Below are 26,406 nucleotides of genomic sequence, written 5' to 3'. Positions count from 1 at the left end.
CGAACGCGAGGAGGATGGACAAAGCGAGCGCGCTCGCCTTTCCGGCTCGTCGAGCCGCAGATGTACCCTGTCCCATGTGTCTGTCCCTTCACATTCCAATGACTCGCCCCGCCGCTTCCCGACGACGGTCGCCGCATCAGACCTCCGCCCGCCCCGCTGTTCCCGCAGCGAGCCGTGCGCAGATGCGCGCGAGCATATGCCGACTGTTTCCCGCAGTGCGGCATATATTCGGCATAGTAGCATGTGATCGGGGAATGTAAACCGCAGCTTGACCCAGCCCACCGACGAGGACAGGGACGTCGGCGAGTCAAAAGCGCAGGTGGGATATATCCATCACGCCGGCCGTCGAATACTGGCTCGACGGCCGGCTGTTCACATTTTCTCCATAGTTCGGGAGGAAGCGATCCCCCGTCGCGAGCTACGACGCCGCTTCCACCGTGTATTCGAGCTTCACCAGATCGGTGCTCCATCCGTCCCGCCAGAACTTCACCTTGGAAGCGTCGGGTATATCCAGCCCGATGGAGCAGCCCAGCTCGCCCGGTTTGCCCGACTCCGCAGCGGGCAATGCGAACGCCTGGTTCGTGCCCGTCCAACCGCCCGGAGACACGCGCACGGGGTACGCCGCCCCTTCGGGGGTGATCGATACGGAGACCTTCAGCAGATCGTCGGAGTCCATAACGTCCGAAGACGAGTTCGCCGCCGTGCAGGAAACCCGAGAAACAGCCAGCGGAACCGGCGTGAACGACTTTATGCGCACGTCGGCAGGCGTGACAGCGCCCGTAGCATCCAAGGTCACCTGAGCCTTGACCGGGATATCGTATTTCATGATCAGGCTGTGCGTGCCGTACAGCACGCCCTCAGCCGGTAGCGGCGTCTTCCCGAACACGTACTTCTGCGTGCAGTCGGCATCGGCGTACCACCCGTCGAACGCGTAGCCGAACCTGCCGGAGTACTGCGGGTCGGCAAGCGCGCCGGCCTGGTCCGTGAGCATCGTCTGCCACGTCGTCCATTCCTGCTCGCCCACGACCTTGGTCTTGAACGTGACGGCCTTCGCGCCGCCGAGCTCGGCCGGGTCTGTCACGAGCTTGCGGTTGTAAGTCGTCAGCCAGTACGACTCCGCATCGTTGCCGCCGACGGAGAGCTTCGCCAGGTCGCCGCCGAGGACGTAGGTGGAGAGCTTTCCCGAGCCGATCTTGAACATCGTGTCAAGGCCCGTGCATGTTGCGGGGATGCCGCTGACGTCGAGGCTCGCGGGAAGCGTCGTCAGCGAGCTGCAATTCTCGAACATGCCGTTCACGTCCGTCAACGCAGAAGGATTCTCTAACGCGAACCCGTCGGGCAGCGCCGCGAGCGACGAGCATCCCCTGAACATCTTGTCCGCGAGGATCATGTTTTTAGGGATCTTGAACCCGTCGGGCAGCGACGTCAGATTCGAGCAGCCGGCAAACATCGATTGCGCTTTCTCGACTGCGTCAGGTAGCAAGAACGAGGGAGGAAGCTCCTTGATGGGGGTCCTGCTCAACATGAACGAGGTCTTTTCAACCGTCGGAGGAAGAGCGAACCCGCTCGGCAGGGAGGTGATCTTGCATCCGTCCAGCATCGATGCGACGTCGACGACGTTTTCCGGCAGCGTGAGGCCTGCGGGCAGGCTTTCCACGGCGCAATTGAGGAACAGGCCGTTCAAGCTGGTGACGTAATCGGGTATGGTGAAATCGCCTGGCACGGAAGCGAGGTTCGAGCACTTCGCGAACAAGTGCGTGACGTCGGCGGCCCCCGCGGGGAAGCGGAACTCGGATATGTCCGTCAGATTCTCCATACCGGTGAACCAGAACCGCATGTCGCGGCGAACGCGCACGTTGCTTTCGATAACGACTTTCGTCACTTGGTCGCGCAGCGGGCTCCAATGCGCGACTCGCGGCACGCCGTTGACGTTGCCGTCCTCCGGCAAGCTCCACAACGTGTCGATCGCGGCGCCTTCCACGTCGCAGCGAATGGTGAGCGTACCGTCATGGAACGACCAGGAGGCCTCCTCCCCCGGCACGCCGTCGCGAACCGTGGGAAGCTTGCCGTCCGAGAGAACGTACTTCCCGTACAGCGACGTCTCGCCGTTCAACGTCAGCGGGAACGTCGCCTTCGCCGTGCAGTCCGGGTCGGTGTACCAGCCGAGAAACGCGCTGTTCTCGCGGCCGGGCGCGACAGGCTCGCCCATCGACGAGTTCGCATCCAGCGCCTCGCGCGTCCACAGCTTCTGCGCGCCCGCCTCGTCGGGCAGGTAGAGGTCGACGAACGTCTTCCCCGTCGGGGCGGCGCTCACAATCGTGCGGTTCTGCTTGGCCCAGTAGCCGTCGCCCATGTTCAGATTCGCCGGGTCGCCGGGATAGAAGGTTTCGGTAAGCTCGTCGCAGAAGAACGCGTTGGACATAGTCCCTTTCGTCCTTCCCGACAGCTTGGACAAGTTCAAAGACTCCGGCAGCACGCGCAGGTTCGCGGCTTTCTCGAACGCATAGCTGCCTGCCTGAACCGACGTCGGGATGTCGAACCCTTCGGGTAGCGAGACGAGCGCGGAACCGCTGGCGAAATGGTCGATCGTCTCCACGCCGGAGGGAATCGTGAACCCTGCCGGCAGGTGCTTGAGCGATTTGCACAAATTGAACATCCACATCACGGACTTCAAATTGCCCGCCTCCGAAAAGACGAAACTCTGAGGGAGCGATTCGAGCGAAAGGCAGGAGTTGAACATGCCGACGACGGATTCCACGGACGCGGGGATGCCGAAGCCCTCGTTCAGGGATTTGAGGTTCGCGCATCCGTAGAACAGGTCCAGCAGGCTCTTGGTTCCCTCGGGAATGACGAGGGAATCCACGTTCACGAGGTTCGGCAGCCAGCAGAACCATGCGGCCATGCCGGTCGATCCGGGAACCGTCACGCCAGGCTCCATCAGGATGTCCTCGACCTCGTCGCGATACGGATCCCAGTAGTTCACCCGCGCGACGCTCTGATTGTACGTGAACCCGAGGTCGCCCACCTGGCCCTCGCCGCCGATGCACAGCTGGCCGTCCACGGTGATGCGCCACCACACGTCGCCCTGCGTGCCCGCGACCAGGGGCAGCTTCGCATCGCGGCCGCCGTGCTTGACCCATTTGCCGTAGAGGGTCCTGTCCTCGCTGACGGGTTCGCTGAAATCGAACGGCACGAGGCATTCTTCGTCGACGCACCAGCCGGTGAAGCCGTAGCCGTCGCGCTGCGGTTCCCCGACGTTCGGCACCATGCCGTCGGAACCCGTGAGAACGGTGGAGCGCGTCGACCAGGAACCGTCCTCGTTCACCAGCTTGTACGAAATCTCGCGCATATCGCGATCCGCGGGATCGGCGATCAGCACGCGGTTCTGGCTTGCCCAGTCATAAGCGAGGACTGCCGCGCTTTCACCCGCATAACTCGTCGCCACGCGAGGCTTCCCCGCCTCAATATCGCAGAAGAATGCCTCGTCAGACTCGCTTGCAACGGCAAGAGGGAAATCGAACGACGCAGGAAGCGAAGCCAACGCATTGCATCGGTAGAACATGCGGTACATGCCGCCCTGCTTCCCCGCGCCTTCGCTCAAGATGCTTTCGGGAATGCGGAACCCATCGGGCAAAGAGACGAGGGACGTGCAAATCTGGAACATGCCTTTAACGCTTGCATTCGAGCCGTCCGGAATGACGAAGCCGGAAGGAAGCGAAACCAAGTCGTAGCAACTACCGAACATCCAATCCGCGACGAGGATGCCTTGCGGGAGCGAGAATCCCTCGGGAAGGGTCTTGAGCTTCTCGCAATGACCGAACATGGAGTTCGCGTTTTCCAAAGAATCCGGCAGCTTGAAGCCGTCGGGAAGCGATTCCAGCTCGCGGCAGTTGTAGAACATGCCCCAGGTGCTTTTCGCTCCTGAGGGGATCGTGCACCCTTCGGGCAGAGATTTGATGCCAGTTGCTCGGAACATGCGATAAAAGCTTGTCGAATCTCGAGGAATGCAGGCCGACGAAGCGTCGGTTAGATTCTGCATGTCCGCAAACCAGTGATCGCAGGTCACAGCTCTCAGCGAAGGCGCCATCGCCACGGCCCGCACCTCCGATGTCCACGGACGCCAGTATCCCTGAGTAGGCGGAGCCGCCAGGTCGCTCGACCAGCCGAGGTCGGCTACCTTCCCCGCGCCGCGGATGTACAGCGTGCCGTCGTCGGCGAGCGTCCAGAACGCGCTGCCGGTGCCGGCCTCGGTGGGCAATGCGCCCCCGATCGTGCCGGGGACGAGCTTGCCGTACAGCGTCGCGTCGGTTTCGAACGGCTGCGAGAAATCCACGCGCTGGGTACACGCCTCGTCGGCGTACCACAGCGTGAACACCATGCCCTGGCGCGAGGGCGCGACGGGCTCGGCGAGCATGCCGGAGCCGTCGGTATAGGCGGTCGTCCAGTACGAGCCGGGGCCGCCTTCGCCCTCGGCCTTCACGTTGAGCGTGACAGTCTTGGCGTTCGCAGGCCTGTCCGAAGGCTTCACCAGCGTGCGGTTCGCCTGATCCCATGCGTAACCGATGACGTTTCCGTTCAGGCCGCTGTAGTACATGGGCAGCTTCGCACCGGCAACTCCGAACACGGAGCCGTCGGCCAACGAAGACGCAGGCAAATCGAAGCTGTCGGGAAGCCTGGTCAGAGAAGCGCAGTTGTTGAACGCGTACGCTGGATTCGCGCCCGACGGCACCGAGAACCCTTCAGGCAGAGCAAGCAACGACGTGCAGCCCGAGAACGTGTACGTCAGCACCTTGCAACTCGAAGGGACGTTGAATCCGTCCGGAAGAGAGGTAAGTGCCGAGCAGTTCTGAAACGTTCCGCTGCATTTTTCAACCCGATCAGGAATGGAGAACCCAACAGGAAGCGTGGCGAGCGAGTTGCAATTCATGAACACGCCATCCATCTTCGTGAGGCCAGGGGTATCGGGAATGGAGAACCCTTCGGGCAGGGCCTTCAGCGAAGAGCAGTTCCAAAACATGCCGCACAAACCGAAGTCGATGTCATCGATGCCAGCGGGCACCGTAAAGCTCGCAGGCAGCGATGCCAGCGCAGAGCAGTCCTTGAACAGGTGGCTGCACGCTTTCACGGAATCGGGAAGCTTGAACCCGTCCGGCAGACCCGTCATCGACGAGCAGCCCGCGAACAGGCCCCGTACGCTTTCGACGCTCGAGGGGAACGAGAAGTCGGGCGCGAACCCAAGGGACGTCATGCCGGCAAACCACCACTCCATATCAAGCGCGTCAGTGCCGGAGGCGAGCTCGATTCGCTTCACCGCAGAGCGCACGGGCGCCCAATAGCCGTCAGAGTACGCCGTCTCCGACCATCCGAGGTTCTCGATTACAGCTCCAGTCTTCGTGCACTCGATGCGCAGCGTGCCGTCCGCATCGAGCGTCCAACGGGCGTTCTCGCCCCCATCGATGGTGGGCAACGTACAGGAAGAAGCGATGACGTGAACGAAACCGTAGCCCTTCCATGCACTGCTCATGGCTTCGAACGTTTCGGTACCGTCTGCGGACTTTTCCGGCAGGATGACGAAGGCGTTTGCTTTGTCCGCAGCGTCGAACACACCGGGGATGTCAGCGTCTTGCATCGAGCCGTCCGCATAGATGGTACTCAGAGGGCAGTTACGAAAAACCGACACGCCAAACGACTTCACCGACGACGGCAGGCTCACGCTGACAAGAGCTTCGCAAAGCCTGAAAGTGGCAGCGGGAATCGCCGAAAGCCGCGCTTGTACCGTTGCATGCGCAAGGCTTTTGCATGCCTCGAACACGTTTGCCTCAAGAGTAGTCACCGACTCGGGGATCACGACGGACACAAGGCCCGAACCGGCAAAAGCCTTATACGCGATGATCTCGATGCCGGACAAATCGATGTCCGCAAGCGACGCGCAATTCAGAAAGGCCCCGTAGTCCAAGGCGGAAAGCGAATCAGGCAACCGAACCTCGCGAAGGTTCGCACAATCCCGGAAGGTGTAGGTAGAAAGCGTGCTCAAGGTCATGTCGTTATTGAATTCGACGGTCGCCAGCGAAGAGCATTTCTCGAATACGCAATTTCCCAACACTTCGAGCGACGCGGGAAACTGAAAACCGGCAAGCGACGTGCATTCCCTGAATGCGTTGGTCTCGATCGACGACAAAGCGCTGCCCTGCTCGAGCACGACCGATCGAAGCTTCTCGCTTTGCCGGAACGCTTCGTTGCCGATGACTTCGACCGTATTCGGGACACTCAGCGTTTCTATCTTCGACAAGCTGAACCCACAAGAAGCTATCTCCTTGACGGGCAGGGCGATGCCGTCCCCTCCGAATTCATACGTCGCCGGAATGGCGATGTCGCCGGAAAGCGATTCGGAATCGACCGCGGCAACCGACAGGCTCGCACCATCGGAACGCATACGGTAGACATAATCTCCGTCCCGAACCTCATCAACCCATTTCGCATACAGCGTCGTATCGGAATCCACGATGGAAGAGAAATCCCATCGACTTCCCTCTTCGCATGCCGGATCGGTAAACCAACCCGCGATGCTGGCTCCGCCTTTGCTCGGGGAGGCGGGCATCCTGACAGGCGATCCCTTGCCGACGACTGCCTCTTGGCGGGCAGGAGTCCCTCCTTGGGCATCGAACACGACAGTGCATACCTCACCCTGCCTCACGATATCCTTGAAATCGTATCCTGCCTCCGATGAAGCCTTGCGCCATGCAGCTTCACTGGCAGCGTCGGGTACGTATACGGAAACGTCGCGAGTCGCCACATGGGAAAACGCTGCTTCGTCTATCGAAGCGACCTCGCCCGCGACGTGCAATTCCGTAAGGCTCGTGCAGTACTCGAACGCCTCGCGCGGAATAACGGCGACGCCGGATCCAAGTTGAATCGTCTCAAGCGCGAGGTTCCGAGCAAACGTTCGTTCTCCGAGAGTCGTAACAGAATCGGGTATATTTACAGAAACGAGCGAGACATCGTTGGAAAACGCATTCGCTCCTATGTATGTGACCGTTTGGGGCAGATCGATAGATCGACAGCTGCCCACGTTGTTGAACGCGTTCGAGCCTACCGTCTTCAAGGAGCTCTGCTCTTCGAACGACACCGATGTCACACGCCAAGCCAGCGAGAAACCGCTATCGGCAACAGCCGTCACTTCGTACAAGACACCATTGTTCGACACGTACGCCGGGATAACGACATCGCCCGACGGTTCGAGAGTCGCATCATCGCTCTTCGCCACAGAAACCGTGCCCGTTTTTGCGGGTTCGTCCTCGGTGAGAACCTCGAACTTGAGCGTCTGCCCCGACGCGACTTTCTGCTCAAACGTATCTCCCGTCGAAAGCAAAGCAACTTGCGACACCCTTTCGCCCTCTGCTACGGATTCTGGCTCGCTTGAAATAAGCTGCTCCATCTGCGACACCTGAGGAGTCAAACCGTCCTCGGCGAATCTGTCGTCGCTTGCCCGCTGATTCTCGTCGGCAAGCTCCTCCTCCGGCTCAGTCGCCGCTGTCACCTCCACCGTGCGGGTGGCGCGGGCGAGCTCGACGCCTTCGATGGCGAGGGCGACGGTCACCTCGGAGGAGCCCTCGGCCTTGCCGCTCGCCGTGCCGTCCGCGTCGACGGAGAGGGGCTTGGCGGCGTAGGAGTAGGAGGCCTCGATGGGGTCGGGGGCGCTAAGCTGGCCGCCTTCCAGGAGGCCGGCGCTTTGGCCGACCTCAAGCTGGAGCGGCTCCTCGGAGAGCGCGACGCCGTAGGGCATGAGGTGGTTGCCGGCGGCCGGAAGGCCGACGTTCCAGAGGTTGTCGGAGTCTGAGGGGGCGTAGACCGACACCCCGGAGCACTCGGCGAGCGCGCTGTCGGCGACCCATGGCGAGCCGAGCGCGACGACGCGCTCTAGGCTCGCGCACGCGGCGAAGGCGCGCTCGCCCACCGTCGCGACGGAGGCCGGCAGCCACACGTCGGAGATGCCGGTCGCCTCGAAGGCGCGGTCGCCGACGACGGCCACGCTCGCAGGGAGCGCGACGCCGGTCAGGCCCGAGCGGCCCGCGAAGCCCGCGTCGGCGACGGCCGATACGCGGTAGGACACGCCGCCGACCTCGGCGGTCGCGGGGATCTCGAGGTCGCCTTCCGGCCCCTCGGCTCCCTGCCAGGAAACGGCCAGCGTGTAGTCGTCGAGGACTTCGTAGACGAGGCCGGAGGCCAGCGCGGCCTCGGGCTCGGACGGCTCGGGGACGGCGACGTCGCCCGGCTTCGCGGGCTCTTTGAAGCTCGAGAACCCGGCCGCCACCCACACGGCCTTGCGGGCTTCGTAGTCGTCGCCGGCGGGCAGCGCCACGACCGCGCACTCGCGCGCTTCCGCGTCGAACGCGTCGGCCGCGATGTCGCGCACGAACCCGAGCGCCGTGATCGACGACACCGCGCACCCGGCGAGCGCGCCAGCCGCGATCGACGCCACGCCTTCCGGCACCACCACGGCGTTGCCCGCGCCGACGGGGCATGCGACCAGGGTCTTCATGTCTTTGCTATACAGGATTCCTTTCTCGGAGCGGAAGGCGACGTTGCCCTCCCCGACTTCGACCATAAGGAGCCCCGGCGCCTGCGAAAACGCCGAGGCAGGGACAGTTTCGGTCTGATCGGGGATATGGGCGACGCCCTCCTTGCCCTCGGGAAAGGTCAGGAGGCTGGTCAGGTCCTTCGAGAACAGCATGCCGTCGAAGGACGCGAAGGATTCGTTCTTCGGGCTGACGTCGATGCGCGCGAGCGACAGGCAACCGGACAGCGCCCCATCCACGACTTCGCGCACCGTCGACGGAAGCGCGACGAAGGCGGCGTTCGACCCGGCGAACACGCCCGCCGACCGGCCGTCTTCGCCAGCCTCGCCGATGCGCGTCACGTCGTAGGAGTCTTCCCCGCTCGAAACGGAGGCGGGCACCTGCATGTCTCCTTTGGGCGCTTCGCCGTACCAGCCCACGAGCGCAGCCGAGGCGCCGTCGGGAAGGATGCGATACAGCAAGCCGTCGGCGCGCACGTCGCCGACAGAAGCCTTGGGATCTTGCGATGCAAGGGGAACGTCGCCCGCTACCTGGGCGTTGGAATTCTTCGTCGCGTTGGGAGACGCGGGGGCGCTGTCGGCGGAAGGCTTGTCCTGCGCTTCGGCCGAGAGGGCGGCTTGCGGGGAGTCGGAGGACTCTGGCAGCTTCACCGTCTCGACGACCTGGTTCTCCTCGACTGAGGGAGCCTCGGCGTCCTCGACGGATTCGGTTTGGGCCGCTAACGGCTTAGAAGCCCCCCCCCCGCCACGTCGAGGGTCGCGGAATCGGCGGCGTACGCACGCGCTGCGTCGATCGGCGCCGAAACAGCCAGAAGCGCCGACAACGCTATCGCGAACGTCGACCTGACGATACGAGATGACGAGGATGCCTGTCCCATGGTTCTCTGCCCCTTATGTCTTTGTTCCCGAAACCGCTCTGCACCGTCTTCCCATTGACGGATACGCTTCGATGGCGCCCGCCCATTCGTTTCCCGCGACAGGGCGCGCCGAAGCGCGAGCGGCTATGCCTCATCGTTTCCCGCGATGCGGCATATATTCGGCATAGTAGCACGCGACCGGGGAATGTAAACGCCACCATCGAACCAGGAGGCGGCAAGCCCGCACCGTCGGGAAGATCGGCGCGAGCGAGTAATCGCAGGTGGGATATATCCACCACTCCGGTCACAAGGCTCGAAGTCGGCGGCTAGGCGTTCACATTTTCTCCACAAGCGATGGGTCTCGCTTGGAGCGTACCGTTACGCGAGAATCGCCGGAACGCGTTCCGAACATTCCCGAACTGCCAACTCTGGCACGAATTTCGACCTAGGCGAATGTTAGCCTCGGCTCAATCGATGCATTACCCGTCAAGTAGCTTTGTGACCTGGCCTTTCCTATTAAAGCTCGTGATCGATGCACGCTTTCGAACCGGTTTCGTTTACCTACCTCGAAATTTGTGCCAGAATCCGGCTTCCAGCCGACCAGCAGCCGCCGATGCCGCCGGGCCCTCTCCTATCGCGGGGCCCGGCGACAACCGGCTACGGGACCGCCACCTCGATCGTCCACGACAACCTCGCGAACGTGGCCATGCCGTCGCCGGGCTGGTAGCTCACCTGCGCGCCGTTGGGCTCCACGGCGATGGAGCACGGCAGGAGCGAGGGCGCGCCCGGAGCCGCGGGGGCGAGGCTCGCGCTCAGGCCGACCGAGCGCTCCGCAGGATCGGGCGACCCCGGCACGACCGCGCCCGACGCGCGCCCGAACGTCGCCTTCACGCCCACCTTCTCGGCGCCGCTCGGGAACAGCTCGCCCGCATGCGGCGCGAGCTCGCCGGACACGCCCGCGACGCGCACCGTCGCCGGCGTGAGCGACCTGAACTCGACCTCGCCGGGGCTCCACTTCCCCGCCGCGTCCACGGTCGCCTTCGCCTGGATCGGCACGTCGACATCCACCTCCATCGCGAGCGTCCCCGCCAGCACGAGATCGGAGGCCACCGGCGCGCCGAAGTCGTAGTCGGCAAGCGAGCCGTCCGCGCCCCTCAGCTTCCAGCCGCCGAAGCGGTAGCCGAACGCGTAGGGGTCGTCCGGCCTCTGCAACGCCGCGCCCTCGTCCACGAGCACGGTCTGCCACGCCGAGGGCGCGTCCTCGCCGGTCCTCTGCAGCATGAAGGTGACTGCGTGGGTGCCTGCAGGCGGCGCGCCCGCCGACAGCTCGCGGCGGTAGCTCTCCTTCCAGTAATAGGCGACGTCAGCCGTCCCCGGCGGAGCGAGCAGCGAGGCGTCGGCTCCTGCGAAGTACGTCGGCAACGTCCCGGAGAATCCCTCCCCCACGTGGAACATGCTCGAGACGCCCGTCGCATGCGTCAGCTTCGAAAGATCGAGCGAGGCGGGAAGCGACCTCAAGGACGTGCAGCCGAAGAACATCTCTCGAACTGCGGTCGCGCTTTCCGGAACGTCGAACCCTTCCGGCAGCGATCCCAAAGACGAGCACCCGTAGAACATGGAATCGAAGCTGGTCGCCACGATGCTCGCAGGGATGGCGAACCCCTGCGGGAGGGACTCGAGCCGCTCGCAGCCGTAGAACATATAGCTCAGGGCATCGACGCTGGACGGAAGCGAGAACCCTTCGGGCAGCGCCCGCAGCTTCGAATCGCCGTAGAACATGCTCTGAACGTTCTTCAAGCCATCGGGCAGCTGGAAACCGCTCGGCAGGCTCTCGAGCTCAGGGCAGTCCGCAAGCAGGGCGTACGCATCCTCGAGGGTGGACGGCAGCGAGAACGACTCGGGCAAGGACCCCAAGCTCGTGCACCAGTCGAACAGGCGATAGGCGTCCGTGACGCCCTCCGGCAAGGTGAATCCGCTCGGCAGGCTTTCCAGCGAGGAGCATCCGTTGAACAGCGACCTCACGGACGCCACCCCGTCGGGAATGCGGAATTCGCCCACGTCGATGAGGTTCGCCATCCCCTGGAACCAACCGTCCATCTCGCTTTCGACCGTCACGTCACGATCCATGGCGATTTTGCTCACCTTCGAGCGCAACGCCCCCCAGTGCTGGGACGAGCCGCTACCGAGGCTCTCGCCCCATCCGAAATCGGCGATAGGCGAGCTGCCCGAGCGGATGGACAGCGTGCCGTCCTGCGCCAGCTCCCACGAGGCATCGTCCTCCCCGCCGACGGTCGGCAGCGGCCCGCTCGTCGCAACGTATTTCGCATACAGAGAAAACGAACCGCCCGTTACGACCACCCCGTTTTCTTCTGGCGTCTTCGAGAAATCGTACGGGGCGGCATCCGAACCGGAGCCAACGAACCATCCGACGAACATGAATCCTTTCTTCAATGGAGCTGCGGGTTCCGAAAAGGCGATTCCCTCATCAACGAGTATCGTGGACCAGGCACGCCACGTATTCGTGTCCGAATCGGAAAGCATCAGACTTACCTCGTTTTTTCCTAAGGGAACCGCAGACACGAGCTCACGATACTGCGCGTTCCAGAAATCGCCGTTCGAGGGCATGTCGGAAAGGGCGCCAGGATAATACGTTGCCAGCCTCGGATTGCGCTCCACCCAGAACGAGAACATAGTCGAAGCCGTCGCTTTCGCCTCGTCCGACAGCTCGGCGATCTTGAGGCTTGCGGGAAGCGCCGTGAGGTTCTCGCATTCGAAGAACGCCCAGCCAACCTTGACCACGGTCGAAGGTATGCTGAAGTCGGAGGGAAGCGCGCGCAGCCTATGGCACTGGTAGAAGAGGTAACTCACGTTTTTAAGATTCGTGCATACAGACAAATCGAAACTGTCCGGCACCAGCTCCAGCTTGGCGCATTCGCCGAACATGCCTTCGGCCTCGACGAGGTCGGCAGGAGCCGAGAACCCGTCCGGTACGGTCTTCAATGCCGTGCGGGCGAACGCCCAGCTCGCGTTTTGGATGCTGTCGGGAAGCTTGAAACCGACAGGCAGCTCGGAAAGGCTCGAGCACATATTGAACATCGACGCCACCGACGTGATTCCTTCACGGATGTTCAGGTCATCAGGCAGCTTCGTCAGCTTCGAGCAGAACCCGAACACATCGCTCAGATCCGAAACACTTGCGGGCACGAAGAAACCCGACGCGTCGACGAGGTTGTCCATGTCGAAGAACCAATAGCGCATACCGCCTTGCACATCGAGAGCACGGCTCATCTCGATTCTCGAGACCTCGGTGCGCCACGGACCCCAATGCTGCGTATTCCTTGCGCTGTCGGTCGCACCGTCCTGCCAAATCCACTGGAAGTCCTCGATCTTGCCTTCGCCGCCGATGGCAAGCGTCCCGTCGGCATCGATGCGCCACCAGGCCTCCCCCGACAAAGTCGGCAGCGCGCCCTCGGCTGTTCCGCGTCCACCGCGCTTCGCCCACTTGCCGTAGAGCGTGTCGACGCCCACGGGCAAGGGCTTCGTGAAGTCGGCGGGCTCGAGGCATGCCTCGTCCACGCACCAGCCGCTGAACGCGTAGCCTTCCAGCTGCGGCTGGCCGGGATCTACGAGGACGCCCTGCTTGTCCGTCCAGGCCACTGTGCGCGTCTCCCACGGGAAGACCTTCGTCTCGTCGGGCGATTGCACTCGGAGCTTCACCTGACGCATGCCCCACTCACCCATGTCGGCGGGGTCGGTGACCAGCGTGCGGTTGTCGGCCTCCCAGTCGTGTCCAAGCACAACGGGATCGGATCCGGAGTAATAGGTGGTCAAGCGCGGCTGACCGAGATCTAGCGGAACATAGAAGAACTTGCCCACCCCCAGCGTATCCGCAGGCATCGAAAAGCTGTCGGGAAGCCCGACGAGCGAGGAGCAGCCGTAGAGCATCATCTCCATATACCGCACCGATCCGGGAACGTAGAACCCCTCGGGCAGCGATGCCAAGGACGTGCACCTTTCGAGTATATGCGACACATTGCCCAGCTTGCCGGTATCGGGAAGCAGGAACGAAGAAGGAAGGGATCGGAGGGAGGTGCACCACCTGAGCATGCTCGCCGCGTTCGTCGCGCTGTCCGGAATGCAGAACCCATCGGGCAGCGAAGTTATGGACTTGCATTCCGAAAACGTCTGGTGCAGGCTCTTGACGCCTTCCGGCAAGAACACCTCACTCACATCGGAAAGGTTCTTGCACTGATAGAACCAGCTGTGCATCTTCGTGGCCTTTACCGAAGGGCACATGGACACTTTGAGCACCGACGACCGATACGAAGCCCACGCATATTCGGGCGCGTTCCATCCGGAATCCGGGATCATGAAATCGATCGTCCCCGCGCCGCGGATGTACAGCGCGCCGTCGTCGGCGAGCGTCCAGAACGCGCTGCCGGTGCCGGCCTCGGTGGGCAGCGCGCCCCCGATCGTGCCGGAAACGAGCTTGCCGTACAGCGTCGCGTCGGCCGAGAACGGCTGCGAGAAGTCCACGCGCTGGGTGCACGCCTCGTCGGCGTACCACAAGGCGAACACCATGCCCAGGCGCGAGGGCGCGTAGGAAGGTTCGGCCACCAAACCGGAGCCGTCGGTGTAGGCGGTCGTCCAGTACGAGCCGGGGCCGGCCTCGCCATCGGCCTTCACGTTTAGGGTGATCTCCTTGGCGTTCGCCGGTTTGGCCGAAGGCGCCACCAGCGTGCGGTTCGACGCCGCCCAATCGTAGCCGGCCAGGCCGCTGCCGGCATAGTAGGTCGAAAGCTTCTGACCGTCGACCAGGCGATCGGCTTCGATCGCGAACATGCTGGTCACATTGCACCCTGCAGACACGGAGAAGCCAGCGGGCAGCGAGGCGAGCGAGGTGCAATTCTGGAACATCCAACGAGCGTCCGTGACCGTCGTGGGCACAGCGAAGTCGTTTGGCAGCAAGGGAAGCGATGCGCAGCCCTCGAACATGCGACTCGCAAGCTTGACGGAACCGCTCTTCGCGAAGATGCCGTCCGGCACCTCGCCAAGCGAAGAGCAACCCATGAACATCCTGGTAGCGTCCTCGATGTCACGAGGCAGCGCGAATCCCTGGGGCAGACGCGCGAGCGAAGTGCTTCCCTCGAACAGGCCGTAAGCATCCGTCACCGTATCCGGCAAGAAGAATGCGGCGGGCAGCTCGGCCAAGCTGGTATTCTCCGCGAACAGGTGCCTCGCCTGGATCAAATTCGGCGGAAGCACGAAATCGTCCGCAATCCTCTCGACTGAGTTGCACGCGTTGAAGCAAGCCCACACGCTGGTGACGCTGTCCGGGAACGCAATGGCGGGGATCTCCGTCAGCGCTTCGTCGCTTGTGAACACGTCGATGACCTCGACGGTTTCGGCAGGCACCGCGAACTTCGAGATGTCGGTGAGGTTCGGCATGTTGCGGAACCATGCCCACAGGCTGTACGCCGAGTGCACGCCCGTCGTGTCGACGCTCTTCACGAGGCTCCGCACCGGGCCCCAGTACTGTTCGCGGAACTCGGAGCCGGTGTGCCGCCACTGGAAATCGGCAAGCTTCTCAGTGCTCCATACCTTGAGCACGCCGTTCTCGTCGAGCGACCAGCCGGCCTTCGCCGGATCGGCATTGGGCGAGCCGGGCGCATCGCTTTCCAGCGGCAGCGCTCCTTCGGTGCAGATCACCTTGCTGAACCCGTGCTTGGACTTCCACACCTCGGACATCGTCTCGAAGCTCTCGCCGCTTCCATCGCGCGACGTCGGCGGAAGCGCCACCGTCGCCTTGGATTTGACGTCGTCGGAGAACACCGAAGCTATATCGACGGAGCGCATCGAGCCTTCCGCCCTCACCGCAGACAGCGACTCGCATCCCTCGAACGCATTGGAGGCCACCGTCGTCAGAGACAGGGGCAGGTTGATGGAAGAAAGAGCGCTGCACGAACCGAAAGCCGACGTCTTGATTTCCGCGATGCCGTCGTCAAGAAGCACGGAGACGAGACCGGTGCACTCGGAGAACAGCCACGCAGGAACCGCTTCGACACGTGCGTCCACCGTGGCCGTTTTCAAATCGGCGCACTTGCTGAACGCACCCATGGAGAGGCTTCTGACCGAAGACGGGATCTCGACCGAGCGGAGACCCGATCCATTGAACGCATCCTGCCCGATCGACGTTAGCGTGTCGGGAAGCGAAACCGATGCCAAAGAGACATCCCCCTTGAAAGCCAAGGGCGCGATACTGGACACCGAAGGCATCGAAACGGATTCGAGACTCGTGCAAGACTCGAATGCTTGCTCACCGATCTTTTTTACGCCAGGCAAGTCCACCGAAGGCAAAGCAGAGCATCCTTGGAAGGTGGAGTCGAACATGAATTCAACGCCCGAAGGCACTTCGATGCCCTGCGACAAATTAGCGCATTCGAAGAAGGCTCGGGTACCGATGGTTTTCAGCGCCGATGGCAATACGATGGAATCGAGCGACGCGCACCGGTAAAACACGTTTTTCTCAATGGCCTCTAGCGTGTCAGGCAGCATAACGGACTCAAGCGATGCGCAATCGCTGAAAGCAGCGGATTTGATCGTCTTCAAGTTGGCGCATGCTGAAAGATCCGCCGTCGCAAGCTCGGAGCAACCGTAGAACGCACCGGGCTCGATCGATTCGACCAAGGAGGGCAAACGCACGCTTTCGAGCGACGTGCAGCCCGAGAAGGAGTCAAAGCCGACCACCTCAAGCTCGCTCGCGTCCCCGATCACCACGGTAGCGAGAGAGGCGCAGCCCTTGAAAGCCGTAGACCCGATCTCCCGAATAGAGTCGGGAATCTCTATCGACGTCAACCCCGATGCGCCCGAGAACGCGTTAGAGGCAATTTCCGCGACGGGATACACCGTCCCTCCCATGTCCTTGCCGCCAGGAATAGCCACGGCACCGCGAAGGCCCGATGCGTTCTCAGCCGAAACGGACAGGCTCGTCCCGTCTTCGCGCATGCGGTACACGAACCCGCCGTCTCGAGCCTCTTGGACCCATTCGGCATACAAGGTCATATCTTCCATGACAGGATCCGTCGCCGTCCAAGCGCTCGTGCACGCTTCGTCGGTGTACCAGCCAGCAAAGCCGAAACCGTTTTTCCAAGGAACCGTAGTCGACCCTAAGGGCTCTCCCTTCGGCACCGCCTTCGTAAACACCGCGGGCGTGCCCCCGTTCGCCTCGAACGTGACGGTCCACATCTCCCCTGCCACCCTAACCCGGCTATCCGAGAATGCGATTCCGGCAGCGCGTGACGATTCGAGCCAAGCTGTTCTTGCCTGGTCAGACGAAACGAGCACATCCACCGATTCGGTGGGCACATAGTTGAAAGAGCTCGACGCGAACGAAGCAACCTCGCCTTCAACCACGATCCTGCTCAAGCGGCCGCATCCGGCAAAATCTCCTGCAGATGCGCTGCGGTACCCGGTTCCCAAGGTAACCTCGGACAGCGAGCTGGAGTCAAGGAACAGGTATTCCCCGAAGGTCCTTACTGAATCGGGAATGCTCACGTTAATCAAGGAACCGCAGTTCGCGAACGACCTCCTGCCCAACGATTCGAGGCTTTCCGGAAGGGCGATGCCCAGCATGCCGCGACACCCGTCAAACGAGCTTTCGCCGAAGGACTTCATCTTGTCCCCTTCGAAGGAAACAGACATCAGCGCATTGCACTCGAAGAAGCCGCGCGCACCCACGGCAACCACATCGTACGTGATGCCGCCATGCTCAACCACAGCCGGCACGGTCAGCGCGCCCACCGGCTCAACGTCGCCTTTCGAAACCGACACGGTGCCGGTTTTGCTTTGCTCGTCTTCTGAGACCACGTCGAATGCAAGCGTTTGGCCAGTGCTCACCGTCTTTTCAAACGAAGATCCCGTAGTCAACAGCGCAGCCATCGACAACGGATCGACGCTATCGCGATCGATCGCACGTTCCTCTTTCGCAGCCGTCGAGGCGAGGGAAACGGTCTGCGACAAGACTTCCGGTTCGCTCGAAGGTGCCTGCACTTGGGGATCCTCAAGAGCTTCGGGCTCTACTGCGGGCGCTTCGGGCTCCGGCACCGCCGCAACCTCGACCGAGCGGGTGGCGCGGGCGAGCTCGACGCCGTCGAGGGACAGCGTCACGGCGACCTCGGAGGAGCCTTCGGCCTTGCCGGTCGCCGTGCCATCCGGGTCGACGGAGAGGGGCTTGGCGGCGTAGGAGTAGGAGGCCTCGACGGGGTCGGGGGCGTCGAGCTGGCCGCCTTCCAGGAGGCTGGCGCTTTGGCCGACTTCGAGGGCGAGTGACTCTTCGGCGAGCGAGGCGCCGTAGGGCATGAGGTGGTTTCCGGCGGCGGGCAGGCCGACGTTCCAGGAGTCCGCAGAACCCGACGGGGCGTAGACGCTCACGCCAGAGCACTCGGCGAGCGCGCTGTCGGCGACCCAGGGGGTGCCGAGGGAGACGACGCGCTCGAGCGAGGGGCACGCTGCGAAAGCGCGGTCGCCGACCGTCGCGACGGAGGCCGGGAGCCAGGCCTCGGCGAGGCCGGTCGCTTCGAACGCACGATCGCCTACGACGGCCACGCTCGCAGGGAGCGCGACGCCCGTCAGGTTCGCGCGCCCCGCGAACGCGGCGTCCGCGATCGCGCTCACGCGGTAGGACACGCCGCCCACCTCGGCGGTCGCGGGGATCTCGAGATGGCCTTCCGGCCCCTCGGCTCCCTGCCAAGACACGGCCAGCGTGTAGTCGTCCAGCACCTCGTACGCGAGGCCGGAGGCTTGCGGGGCGGTCGAGCCGTCGCCGCCTTCGGGCTCGGACGGCTCCGGCTGCGACACGTCGCCCGGCTTCGCGGGCTCCTTGAAGTTCGAGAACCCGGCCGCCTTCCACACGGCCTTGCGCTCGTCGTAGTCCTCGCCGACGGGCAGCGCCACGACGGCATCGGCGCGCGCTTCCGCGTCGAACGCGTCGGCCGCGATGTCGCGCACGAAACCGAGCGCCGTGATCGACGCCGCCGCGCAACCGGCGAACGCGCCGGAGCCGATGAACTCCACGTCTTCAGGAATCACGACCGCGCCGCCCGCGCCGACGGGGCACGCGACCAGGGTATTCATGTCTTTCGTGAAAAGCAAACCGTTCCGCGAGGCGAAGGCTGCGCTGCCCACCCCGACTTCGACGGCGGAGAGCCTGGCGCAATGCGAGAAAGCCGAGGCTGGGACAGTAACCGTCTGGTCGGGGATGCAGGCAACGCCCTCCTTGCCCTCGGGAACGAGCAAGAGGCCGGTCATATCCTTCGTAAACAGCATGCCGTCGAAGGACGCGAAGGATTCGTTCTTCGAGCTGACGGAGATGCGGGAGAGCGACGGGCAGCCCGCGAGGGCGCCGTCTTCGATGGTTTCGATGGATTCGGACAGCGAAAGCGAAACGACGGCCGCCCCGTCAAGCACGCCCTCGGACGCGTCGGGATCGCCGACCGCAACGACCGCATAGGAATCCGAGCCGCTCGACACGGTTGCAGGCACGACGACCTCGCCGTCGAGACTCGAGGCGCGCACTCCCACGAGGGCTGCCGTCTCGCCGTCGATGCGGAAGACGAGCCCGTCCTGGACGAGCTCGCCAGTGGAGGCTTTCGGAGTTTCCGAAGCCAGCGGCACGTCGGCCGAGGTCTGATTGGCGGGAGGAGCAGGTTCTACGGGGGGAAGGACGGGTTCCGAAGACTCCTTCGACTCGCCAGACAACTCGATTTCTTCCACCACCTGCCCGGAAGCAGGAGCATCGGCGCGCCCCGAATCACCGGAGCCGCCTTCAGCGCCTTCGGCGTTAGTTAGAGGCTGTGAAGCCCCCCCCCCCGGATTTTGCTCGACCTGAAGGTCGGCGGCATAGGCGCCGGCAGCGTCAAGCGGAGCGCCCATGGCGAGGAGGAGAGCAAGGGTTAGCGCGAGCGCGGAAGCGCTCGTCCGTGCATGAACGATTCTCGATCCCATGATTCCTCTGTCCCTTTGCATATTCCCGTTGTATCCACGCCGATTCCCGTCGGCGCGCGCATCGCCGAAACGGCACGATCGTCGTTTCCCGCGACGATTCGCCCCCTCGATGCACATGCAACAGCTTCCCTACCTGCTGCATATATTCCGCATAGTAGCACGCGTTCCCAGTTTGTAAACCTCGTCTCGCAGGCAAGCGCATTCCGAAGCGCCCGTGCTAAACCATGCAGCGCTCCCCGCAAAAGCGCAGGTAGAATATATGCAGCACAGGTGCCGCCTGCTCCTCTCACCCGATTGCGCGTTCACATTTTCTACACAATAAGCAAGCGAGGCAGCAAGGCTCTGGGCGGCGGGATTTCAGACGGCCGGGCGACCGGCCACCGCTTCCCCAACGTTGCGCTTGCCGCCACGGCCCTCATCGCGATCGAGGGCAACGATCCGTCCATGCAGCAGCTCGCGCACGCTTTTGTCAACCAATTTTGGCCATTCGAGGCCGTTTTGGTTGACAAAAGCGTGCGCGAACGAAGAAAAGCGAGCACCCCCCCCCCAGCGGGGCAAGACCGGGCGCGCTGCATAAGCGCGCCCTTCCGGCAGCGCCCGAGATGGGCGCCGCCGCACCTCAGCCTACGAAGCCGCCTTCACGGTCCACACCAGCCTCGCCACGTCTTCGACGGGCTTCTCGGAATAGGCAACCTGCACGCCGTCGAGGTCCAGAGACAGCGCCCCCCTCGCTTCCGTCGGCGCGAGGAAGCCCGCCGACGGCTCCATGGCCGCGAAGGCGGCGGCGTACTCGTCGCCGAACCACACCGGCGTGTCGCGTTTGCCGAAACGCAGCACCAGCGACACGTTCTGGCGCTGCCCAGGGTCGGGGAACAGCAATGCCGCCCCGGGGCCTTCCACCGCGCTCACTCCCGCCACCTGCGTCTTCACTGGCGTGAACGAACGGAACACCAGGTCGTCGTCCACCACGTCGCCCGACGCTTGGACGGTCACCTCAGCGGACACGGGCACCTCGTAACGCAGAACAGGCGCACCGAACTTGCCGTACACGGTCACGTCGCCCGCCACCGCCGCGTCGAAGTCGAAGGGCTGCGCGCACCCGTCATCGGCATACCAGCCTTCGAAGGCGTAGCCGAACCGAGCCGGGTCGCCGGGGTTCGCCACCAGGCCGTCGGCGTCCGCGAGCGCGACGGCATACGTGTCCCACCGCGAAGGATCGGCGGCCTTCGGCAGCTTGAACGTGGCGACGCGCACGCCGTCGGGAACCGGATGGTCGGGGTCGCCCGGCACAGCGAGCGTCCGGTTCTGAGCGCTCCAGTCGTACGCCTTCACCGCCTCGCTCGGATCGGCGCAGTACGTGAGCGTGCCCGCCGAGGAGGCAAGGAACGGGTTCGTCGACGCCCTTGCCGCATCAAGCGGAAAGTCGAAGGAGGACGGCAGTGCGACGAGTCGGTCGCACCCCTCGAACAAACGGTTCATGAGCGTGGCCGGGTCAAGCGGCGCGTCCGTCGGAATAGCGAACCCCTCCGGCAGCATCGCCAACGACGTGCACCGGTAGAACATCATGTCGACCTTCGTGGCGCTCGCGGGGATGGTGAACCCTTCCGGCAGCGAAGCCAGCGACGAACAGCTTTGGAACATCGACGAAAGCTCCTCCATGCCGTCGTGCAACAGGAAGCCGTCCGGCAGCACGACCAGCCCGGAATCCCTGAACATAGAGCGCACGGAGGTCACGCTCCCAGGCAGCGAGAACCCGGACGGCAGCTCGCGCAGCTGGGCGCAGCGTCCGAACATCCACGACACGTCCCACACGTTGTCGGGCAGCCTGAACCCGGTCGGCAGCGAAGCCAGCGACGAGCAGCCGTTGAATACGCCGTTGAGCGTTTCCGTTGAAGCGGGGAACGCGAAATCCCCGGGCAGCGACACGAGCGACGAGCAGCCGTTGAACGCGTTATCCAGTCTCTTGCACCCCTGCGGTATGCGAGCCTCGGCGATGTCGGCTAGGTTCACCATATCCAGGAACCACATCTCCATGTTCTCGATCTTGAGACGCGGGTCGATGACCACCTTCTTCACGAGGTTGCGGTACGGGCCCCAGTGCGTTTTGTTCCACAGCTCGCCGGGCGCGTTGGTCACCCACCCGAGGCTGTCGACCTCGCCCTCGCCCGTGATGGACAGCGTCCCGGCGGCGTCGATCGACCACCGGCCCTCGCCCGTTCCGACCATCGGAAGCGGGTTCGACAACTCGCTGGGGTTGAGAATGCGACCGTCGGACAGCCAGTCGTAATCGAGCAGCCTGCGATCGTCGCCGTCGTATTTGGTGGCGACCCAGGCGGCGGGCTTCTCGGTGAAACCGAATGTGCCGGCCATGTCGCAGCCATCGGCGAAGGACAGGTTCACGGGCACCACGATGAGCGCCGGGCAGTCGAAGAACATGCGCGCGGCAGTCGACACGCTCGCGCCCACGAACCCGTCGGGAACCTTCAGCGAGGAAAGGACCGAGCAGCCTTTGAACATGCCGCCCATGTCCTCCACCTGCGACGTTCTGAAATGCGAAACGTCGAGCACTTCGAGCTTGGAGCAGCCTTGGAACAGGTTGGACATGCTCGTAGCGTTGGTCGTGTCGAGGCCCGCGAGGTCCGCCGCAGTCATATTAGCGCAGCCTTGGAAGAGGCATGCCAAGCCGCCGTCGGCAGCCACGCCCGGCCGCACTTCCACCGAGGTCACCGACGCGCGCAGGGCATCCCACGGCACATCGGTCGCAGCCGTCATCGAGGGGAGCGTGCCGCTCGTCCCCTCGGCAGGCCAGACGGTCAGCTTGCCCGCATTGTCAATGCTCCAACCGCAGGTGCCGAACGGATTGCCCGCGACCCACCGAGCGTACAACACGGTGTCGCGGGCCACCTTGTCGGCGGCGAAATCCCACGCGCTCTCGCACGTCGGCTCCTTGTACCAGCCGCTGAACACGTAGCCCGCGCGCGACGGATTCGCCGGCTTCGCGAGGGCCGAGCCCACCGCCACCGGCGACGTCCCCGGCGAGACGCTCGAGCCGCCTTGCGAGTCGTATGCCACAGTGCAGTCAACCTGCACATCCATTGACGAAGTAGCGATTACCGTCGAACCGTACCGCAGCTGAGCCTGCACCTGGGCAGTCCCGCCCGCTACCGCGGTGAACGCAGCCGTCGCAGAGCCCGCGGCCGCGCTGACGGTTGCCACCGATTCGTCGGTAGACCCCCACCCCACGGTCGTCTCGATGAGCGACGGCTTCACGATGGTCGTAGACGCATCGTAGGAAGCAGTACCTGTTTCGCCGCGTCCTAAGCGCGCTGATGTCGGCGTGACGGCCGGCATGGACAGACGGGTAAGACGAGCGTTCACGAAATCGGCGGCAGATCCCGAAAAGACCGAGCCTTGCCTCGCGTAAAACCGAACGCTGTCGGACACGTTCTGGAACGTCTCCGATCCGTCGATCGACAGCGTCGCCCCATCCTCTTGAAGAAGCAGCATCTCATCGAGCTCAACGCAGCCCAGAAACGAGTCGGCACCGAAACGTTCCACCGTAGAGGGAATCACCACAGATTCGAGCATCTGGCACAACCTGAACGTACCGTTTTTGATGTCGCGAACTCCCTCGGGCAGTGAAACCGATGTTAACTCGCACGAGTAGAACGCCAGATCCGAAACGTTCACGATTCCATCCGGAACGACATAGGAACCCTTCGTCCTGCGTTCAGGATAGCGAACGAACGTCTTCATGTCCCTGGAGAACAGTACGCCATCTTGTGAGACGTAAGCCGGATTGCCCGCGTCCACCTCGAATTCCTTGAATGAGATCGACAGCGATACGACAGGAGATGCCAAGCGAGTCGTGGATGGCCCGACGGAAAGCTTCTCCAAAAATCGCGGGCTTCGAAAAGCCGTAGAAACGACGCTCGCAACCTTGTCGGGAATACGATACGAAGCGCCCGGCTTGGCAGGAGGATACCGTACGATCTCGCTTCCGTCCTTGCTAAGCAGGATTCCATCGCTTGAAGAGAAGCGGGGGTTGGCTGCATCAACGGTGATGGAGGTCATCTTCAAGCCGTCTACCAGGGTATAGTCATCTTTGAATTCTACTAACGTCGAAGGAAAATGAATGCTCGTCAGATTGAAGCACTTGGAGAAGCAGAACGAGCTGAACGAACGCACGATATAGGACTTGCCCGTGGAGGCATCAGTGATTGTTTCGGGGATGACCAGATCGCCGGCGATTTTGTTAGACGCTTCAGCAATCGCAACGGTGTCGCCCCCGCTTTCGATCGTGCACAGCAGCTGCTGACCTCCGGGGACGGTGGCAACGAACGTGTCTCCCGCCGCACGCGAGGTCGCAGGCCCTTCCAAAGTTCCAAGCAAGTCTTCAGGGAGCGCAGTGAACGACATGGGCTTGATGCGTTCAGCAGAGAACGACTCCCGCTTGATCGGCCCCGCCAGCTCAGTTGGTGCTGCCGCAACCTCGACCGTGCGGGTGGCGCGGGCGAGCTCGACGCCGTCGAGGGACAGCGTTACGGCGACCTCGGAGGAGCCTTCGGCCTTGCCGGTCGCCGTGCCGTCGGCGTCGACGGAGAGGGGCTTCGCGGCGTAGGAGTAGGAGGCCTCTATCGGCTCGGGAGCGCTGAGCTGGCCGCCTTCGAGGATGCTCGCGGACTTGCCGACTTCGAGGGCGAGGGGCTCTTCGGGGAGCGAGACGCCGTAGGGCATGAGGTGGTTGCCCGCGGCCGGTAGGCCGACGTTCCAGGAGTCCGCCGATCCCGACGGGGCGTAGACGCTCACGCCGGAGCACTCGGCGAGCGCGCTGTCGGCGACCCATGGCGAGCCGAGGGCGACGACGCGCTCGAGCGAAGGGCACGCCGCGAATGCGCGCTCGCCCACCGACGCGACGGAGGCAGGGAGCCAGGCTTCCGTGATGCCGGTCGCCTCGAAGGCTCGCTCGCCGACGGCGGTCACGCTCGCGGGGAGCGTAACGCCGGTCAATCCGGTTCGTCCTGCGAACGCGGCGTCCGCGATCGCGCTCACGCGGTAGGACACGCCGCCCACCTCGGCGGCTGCCGGGATCTCGAGGGCGCCTTCCGGCCCCTCGGCGCCCTGCCAGGAGACGGCCAGCGTGTAGTCGACCAGCACCTCGTAGGCGAGGCCGGAGGCCTGCGGGGCCTCGGGCTCGGACGGCTCGGGGACGGCGACGTCGCCCGGCTTCGCAGGCTCCTTGAAGCTCGAGAACCCGGCCGCCTTCCACACGGCCCTGCGGGCTTCGTAGTCCTCGCCGGCGGGCAGCGCCACGACGGAGCCGGCGCGCGCCTCCGCGTCGAACGCGTCGGCCGCGATGTCGCGCACGAAGCCGAGCGCGGTGATGGACGTCAGCGCGCACCCGGCGAACGCGCCGGATGCGATCGACTCCACGCCTTCCGGCAGCACCACGGCACCGCCCGCGCCCGGCGGGCACGCGACCAGGGTATTCATGTCTTTCGTGTACAGCAAACCGTCCCGCGAGGAGAATGCGGCGCTGCCCTCCCCGACCACGGCTTCGCAGAGGCCGGGCGCTCGGGAAAACGCTCCGGCCGGGACAGAGGTCGCCGGGTCGGGGATGCGGGCAACGCCCTCCTTGCCCTCGGGAACGAGCAGGAGGTCGGAGAGGTCCTTCGAGAACAGCATGCCGTCGAAGGACGCGTAGGTTTGATTTTCGGAGGAGACGGACACCCGGGAAAGCGTGGGGCATCCGGAAAGCGCGCCGTCGGCTACGGCATCGACGAGCGCAGGTATCGAGAGGGACGCGACGGGAGCATCCGCGAACAGGCCCTCTCCCGAGGAATCGCCCAGCGCGACGACGGCGAAGGAAGTTTCGCCGACCGCTATGCGGGCGGGAACGGACACGTCGCCCGTAGGGGCATCGCCGTACCAACCGACGAGTGCAACGGACGCGCCGTCGGGGTTGACGGAGTAAACGAAGCCGTCGACGCGAACCTCACCGGCAACGGGTCGGGGCTCGTCGTGGGACAGCGGGGCTTCGGCGGTCGCCTGCCCTACATTGCCGGGAGCGGCAGGGGCGGTTTCGCGGCCGGAAGCCCCCTCGGACGCCTCCGACAGCTCGACGATTTCGCTGCGTTGGGAGCCCTCCGGCTCCCCTTCGCCGCCTGCGGCGGCGCTATCTAGCTGTGACCCCCCCCCCCCCGGAGGTTTCCGCAGTTGCGGTATCAACGGCCCATGCCCGCGCGCCATCAAGCGCCGGACCGAGCACGAGGACGCACGACAGGACGGCCGCGCAGGCCGACCTGCCGATCATCTGAGATCGGCTTCCCATAGTAACTGCCCCTTTTTCTTGCTTCCCGGCATCGCTGCCAGGTTCCCGTTGCATGCCGATATGCGGCATATATTCGACATGATAGCATGCAAGACCCGCACGCCAAGCGTTCGGTCGCACAGCGCGGCGTCCGCGGCCGAGCGCGAGCAACCCCGTCTCCGCAGATGGGAAGCCGTCAATCCCCGCGATCCCACCGGTCGACAATGCGGAATATAGTCCACATATTCTTCACAACAGAGGCTGAGCGATCACCGGCCGCGATCGAACTCCACGTGCCACGACCCGTTCTCGTCGCACCAGGCGAGATACCCCAAGCTCCGACACGCCTCCACCGTCGCATCGATGCGCCCTTGGCAGCAATCCCACGTCATCCAGTCGTCTTCCGACAGATCCCCCACGATCCTGCGCCCGTGCCACACGTGCTCGTTGCGCGTCCTCACCTCGTCCAAAGCCCGTTGGTAGTCGTCGAGAGCCCCTTCGATGCTCGCGGCGCCCGCCCGCAGCTGATCGAGCGTCGACAGAGCATGCTTCATTGCCAACAGCAAATCCGTGCAGGCGGCCTCACGCGCTCTCCGCCGTATCCCCATACCACATCCCCTTGCCAAAACTTACAATATACATGTACTTATATCACATTATCA

At 63.7% G+C, this 26,406-nt stretch carries 4 protein-coding genes; all 4 read right to left on the bottom strand.

Annotation, left to right across the window (positions count from 1 at the left end; all coding sequences use genetic code 11):
* Window positions 1–418: 418 nt before the first annotated feature.
* Window positions 419–9,226, bottom strand: a complete 8,808-nt coding sequence (locus C1A15_RS07725; protein WP_101722021.1) for a leucine-rich repeat protein — start codon at window positions 9,224–9,226, stop codon at window positions 419–421.
* Between the two features lie 863 nt (window positions 9,227–10,089).
* The gene (locus C1A15_RS07720; RefSeq protein ID WP_180953030.1) at window positions 10,090–19,188 is read right to left on the bottom strand and encodes a leucine-rich repeat protein; all 9,099 of its coding nucleotides are present in this window, start codon (window positions 19,186–19,188) and stop codon (window positions 10,090–10,092) included.
* Window positions 19,189–20,058: 870 nt separating this feature from the next.
* On the bottom strand, window positions 20,059–25,338 hold the full coding sequence (locus C1A15_RS07715) for a leucine-rich repeat protein (RefSeq protein ID WP_180953029.1): 5,280 nt from the start codon (window positions 25,336–25,338) through the stop codon (window positions 20,059–20,061).
* 675 nt (window positions 25,339–26,013) lie between these two features.
* Entirely contained in the window at window positions 26,014–26,304 is a 291-nt protein-coding gene (locus C1A15_RS07705) for a hypothetical protein (protein ID WP_146001826.1), read from the bottom strand.
* Window positions 26,305–26,406 lie beyond the last annotated feature (102 nt).

Origin of the sequence: Eggerthella timonensis (genome assembly GCF_900184265.1) — a bacterium.
Lineage (GTDB): Bacteria > Actinomycetota > Coriobacteriia > Coriobacteriales > Eggerthellaceae > Eggerthella > Eggerthella timonensis.
This window is presented reverse-complemented; position numbering and strand designations above follow the sequence as displayed.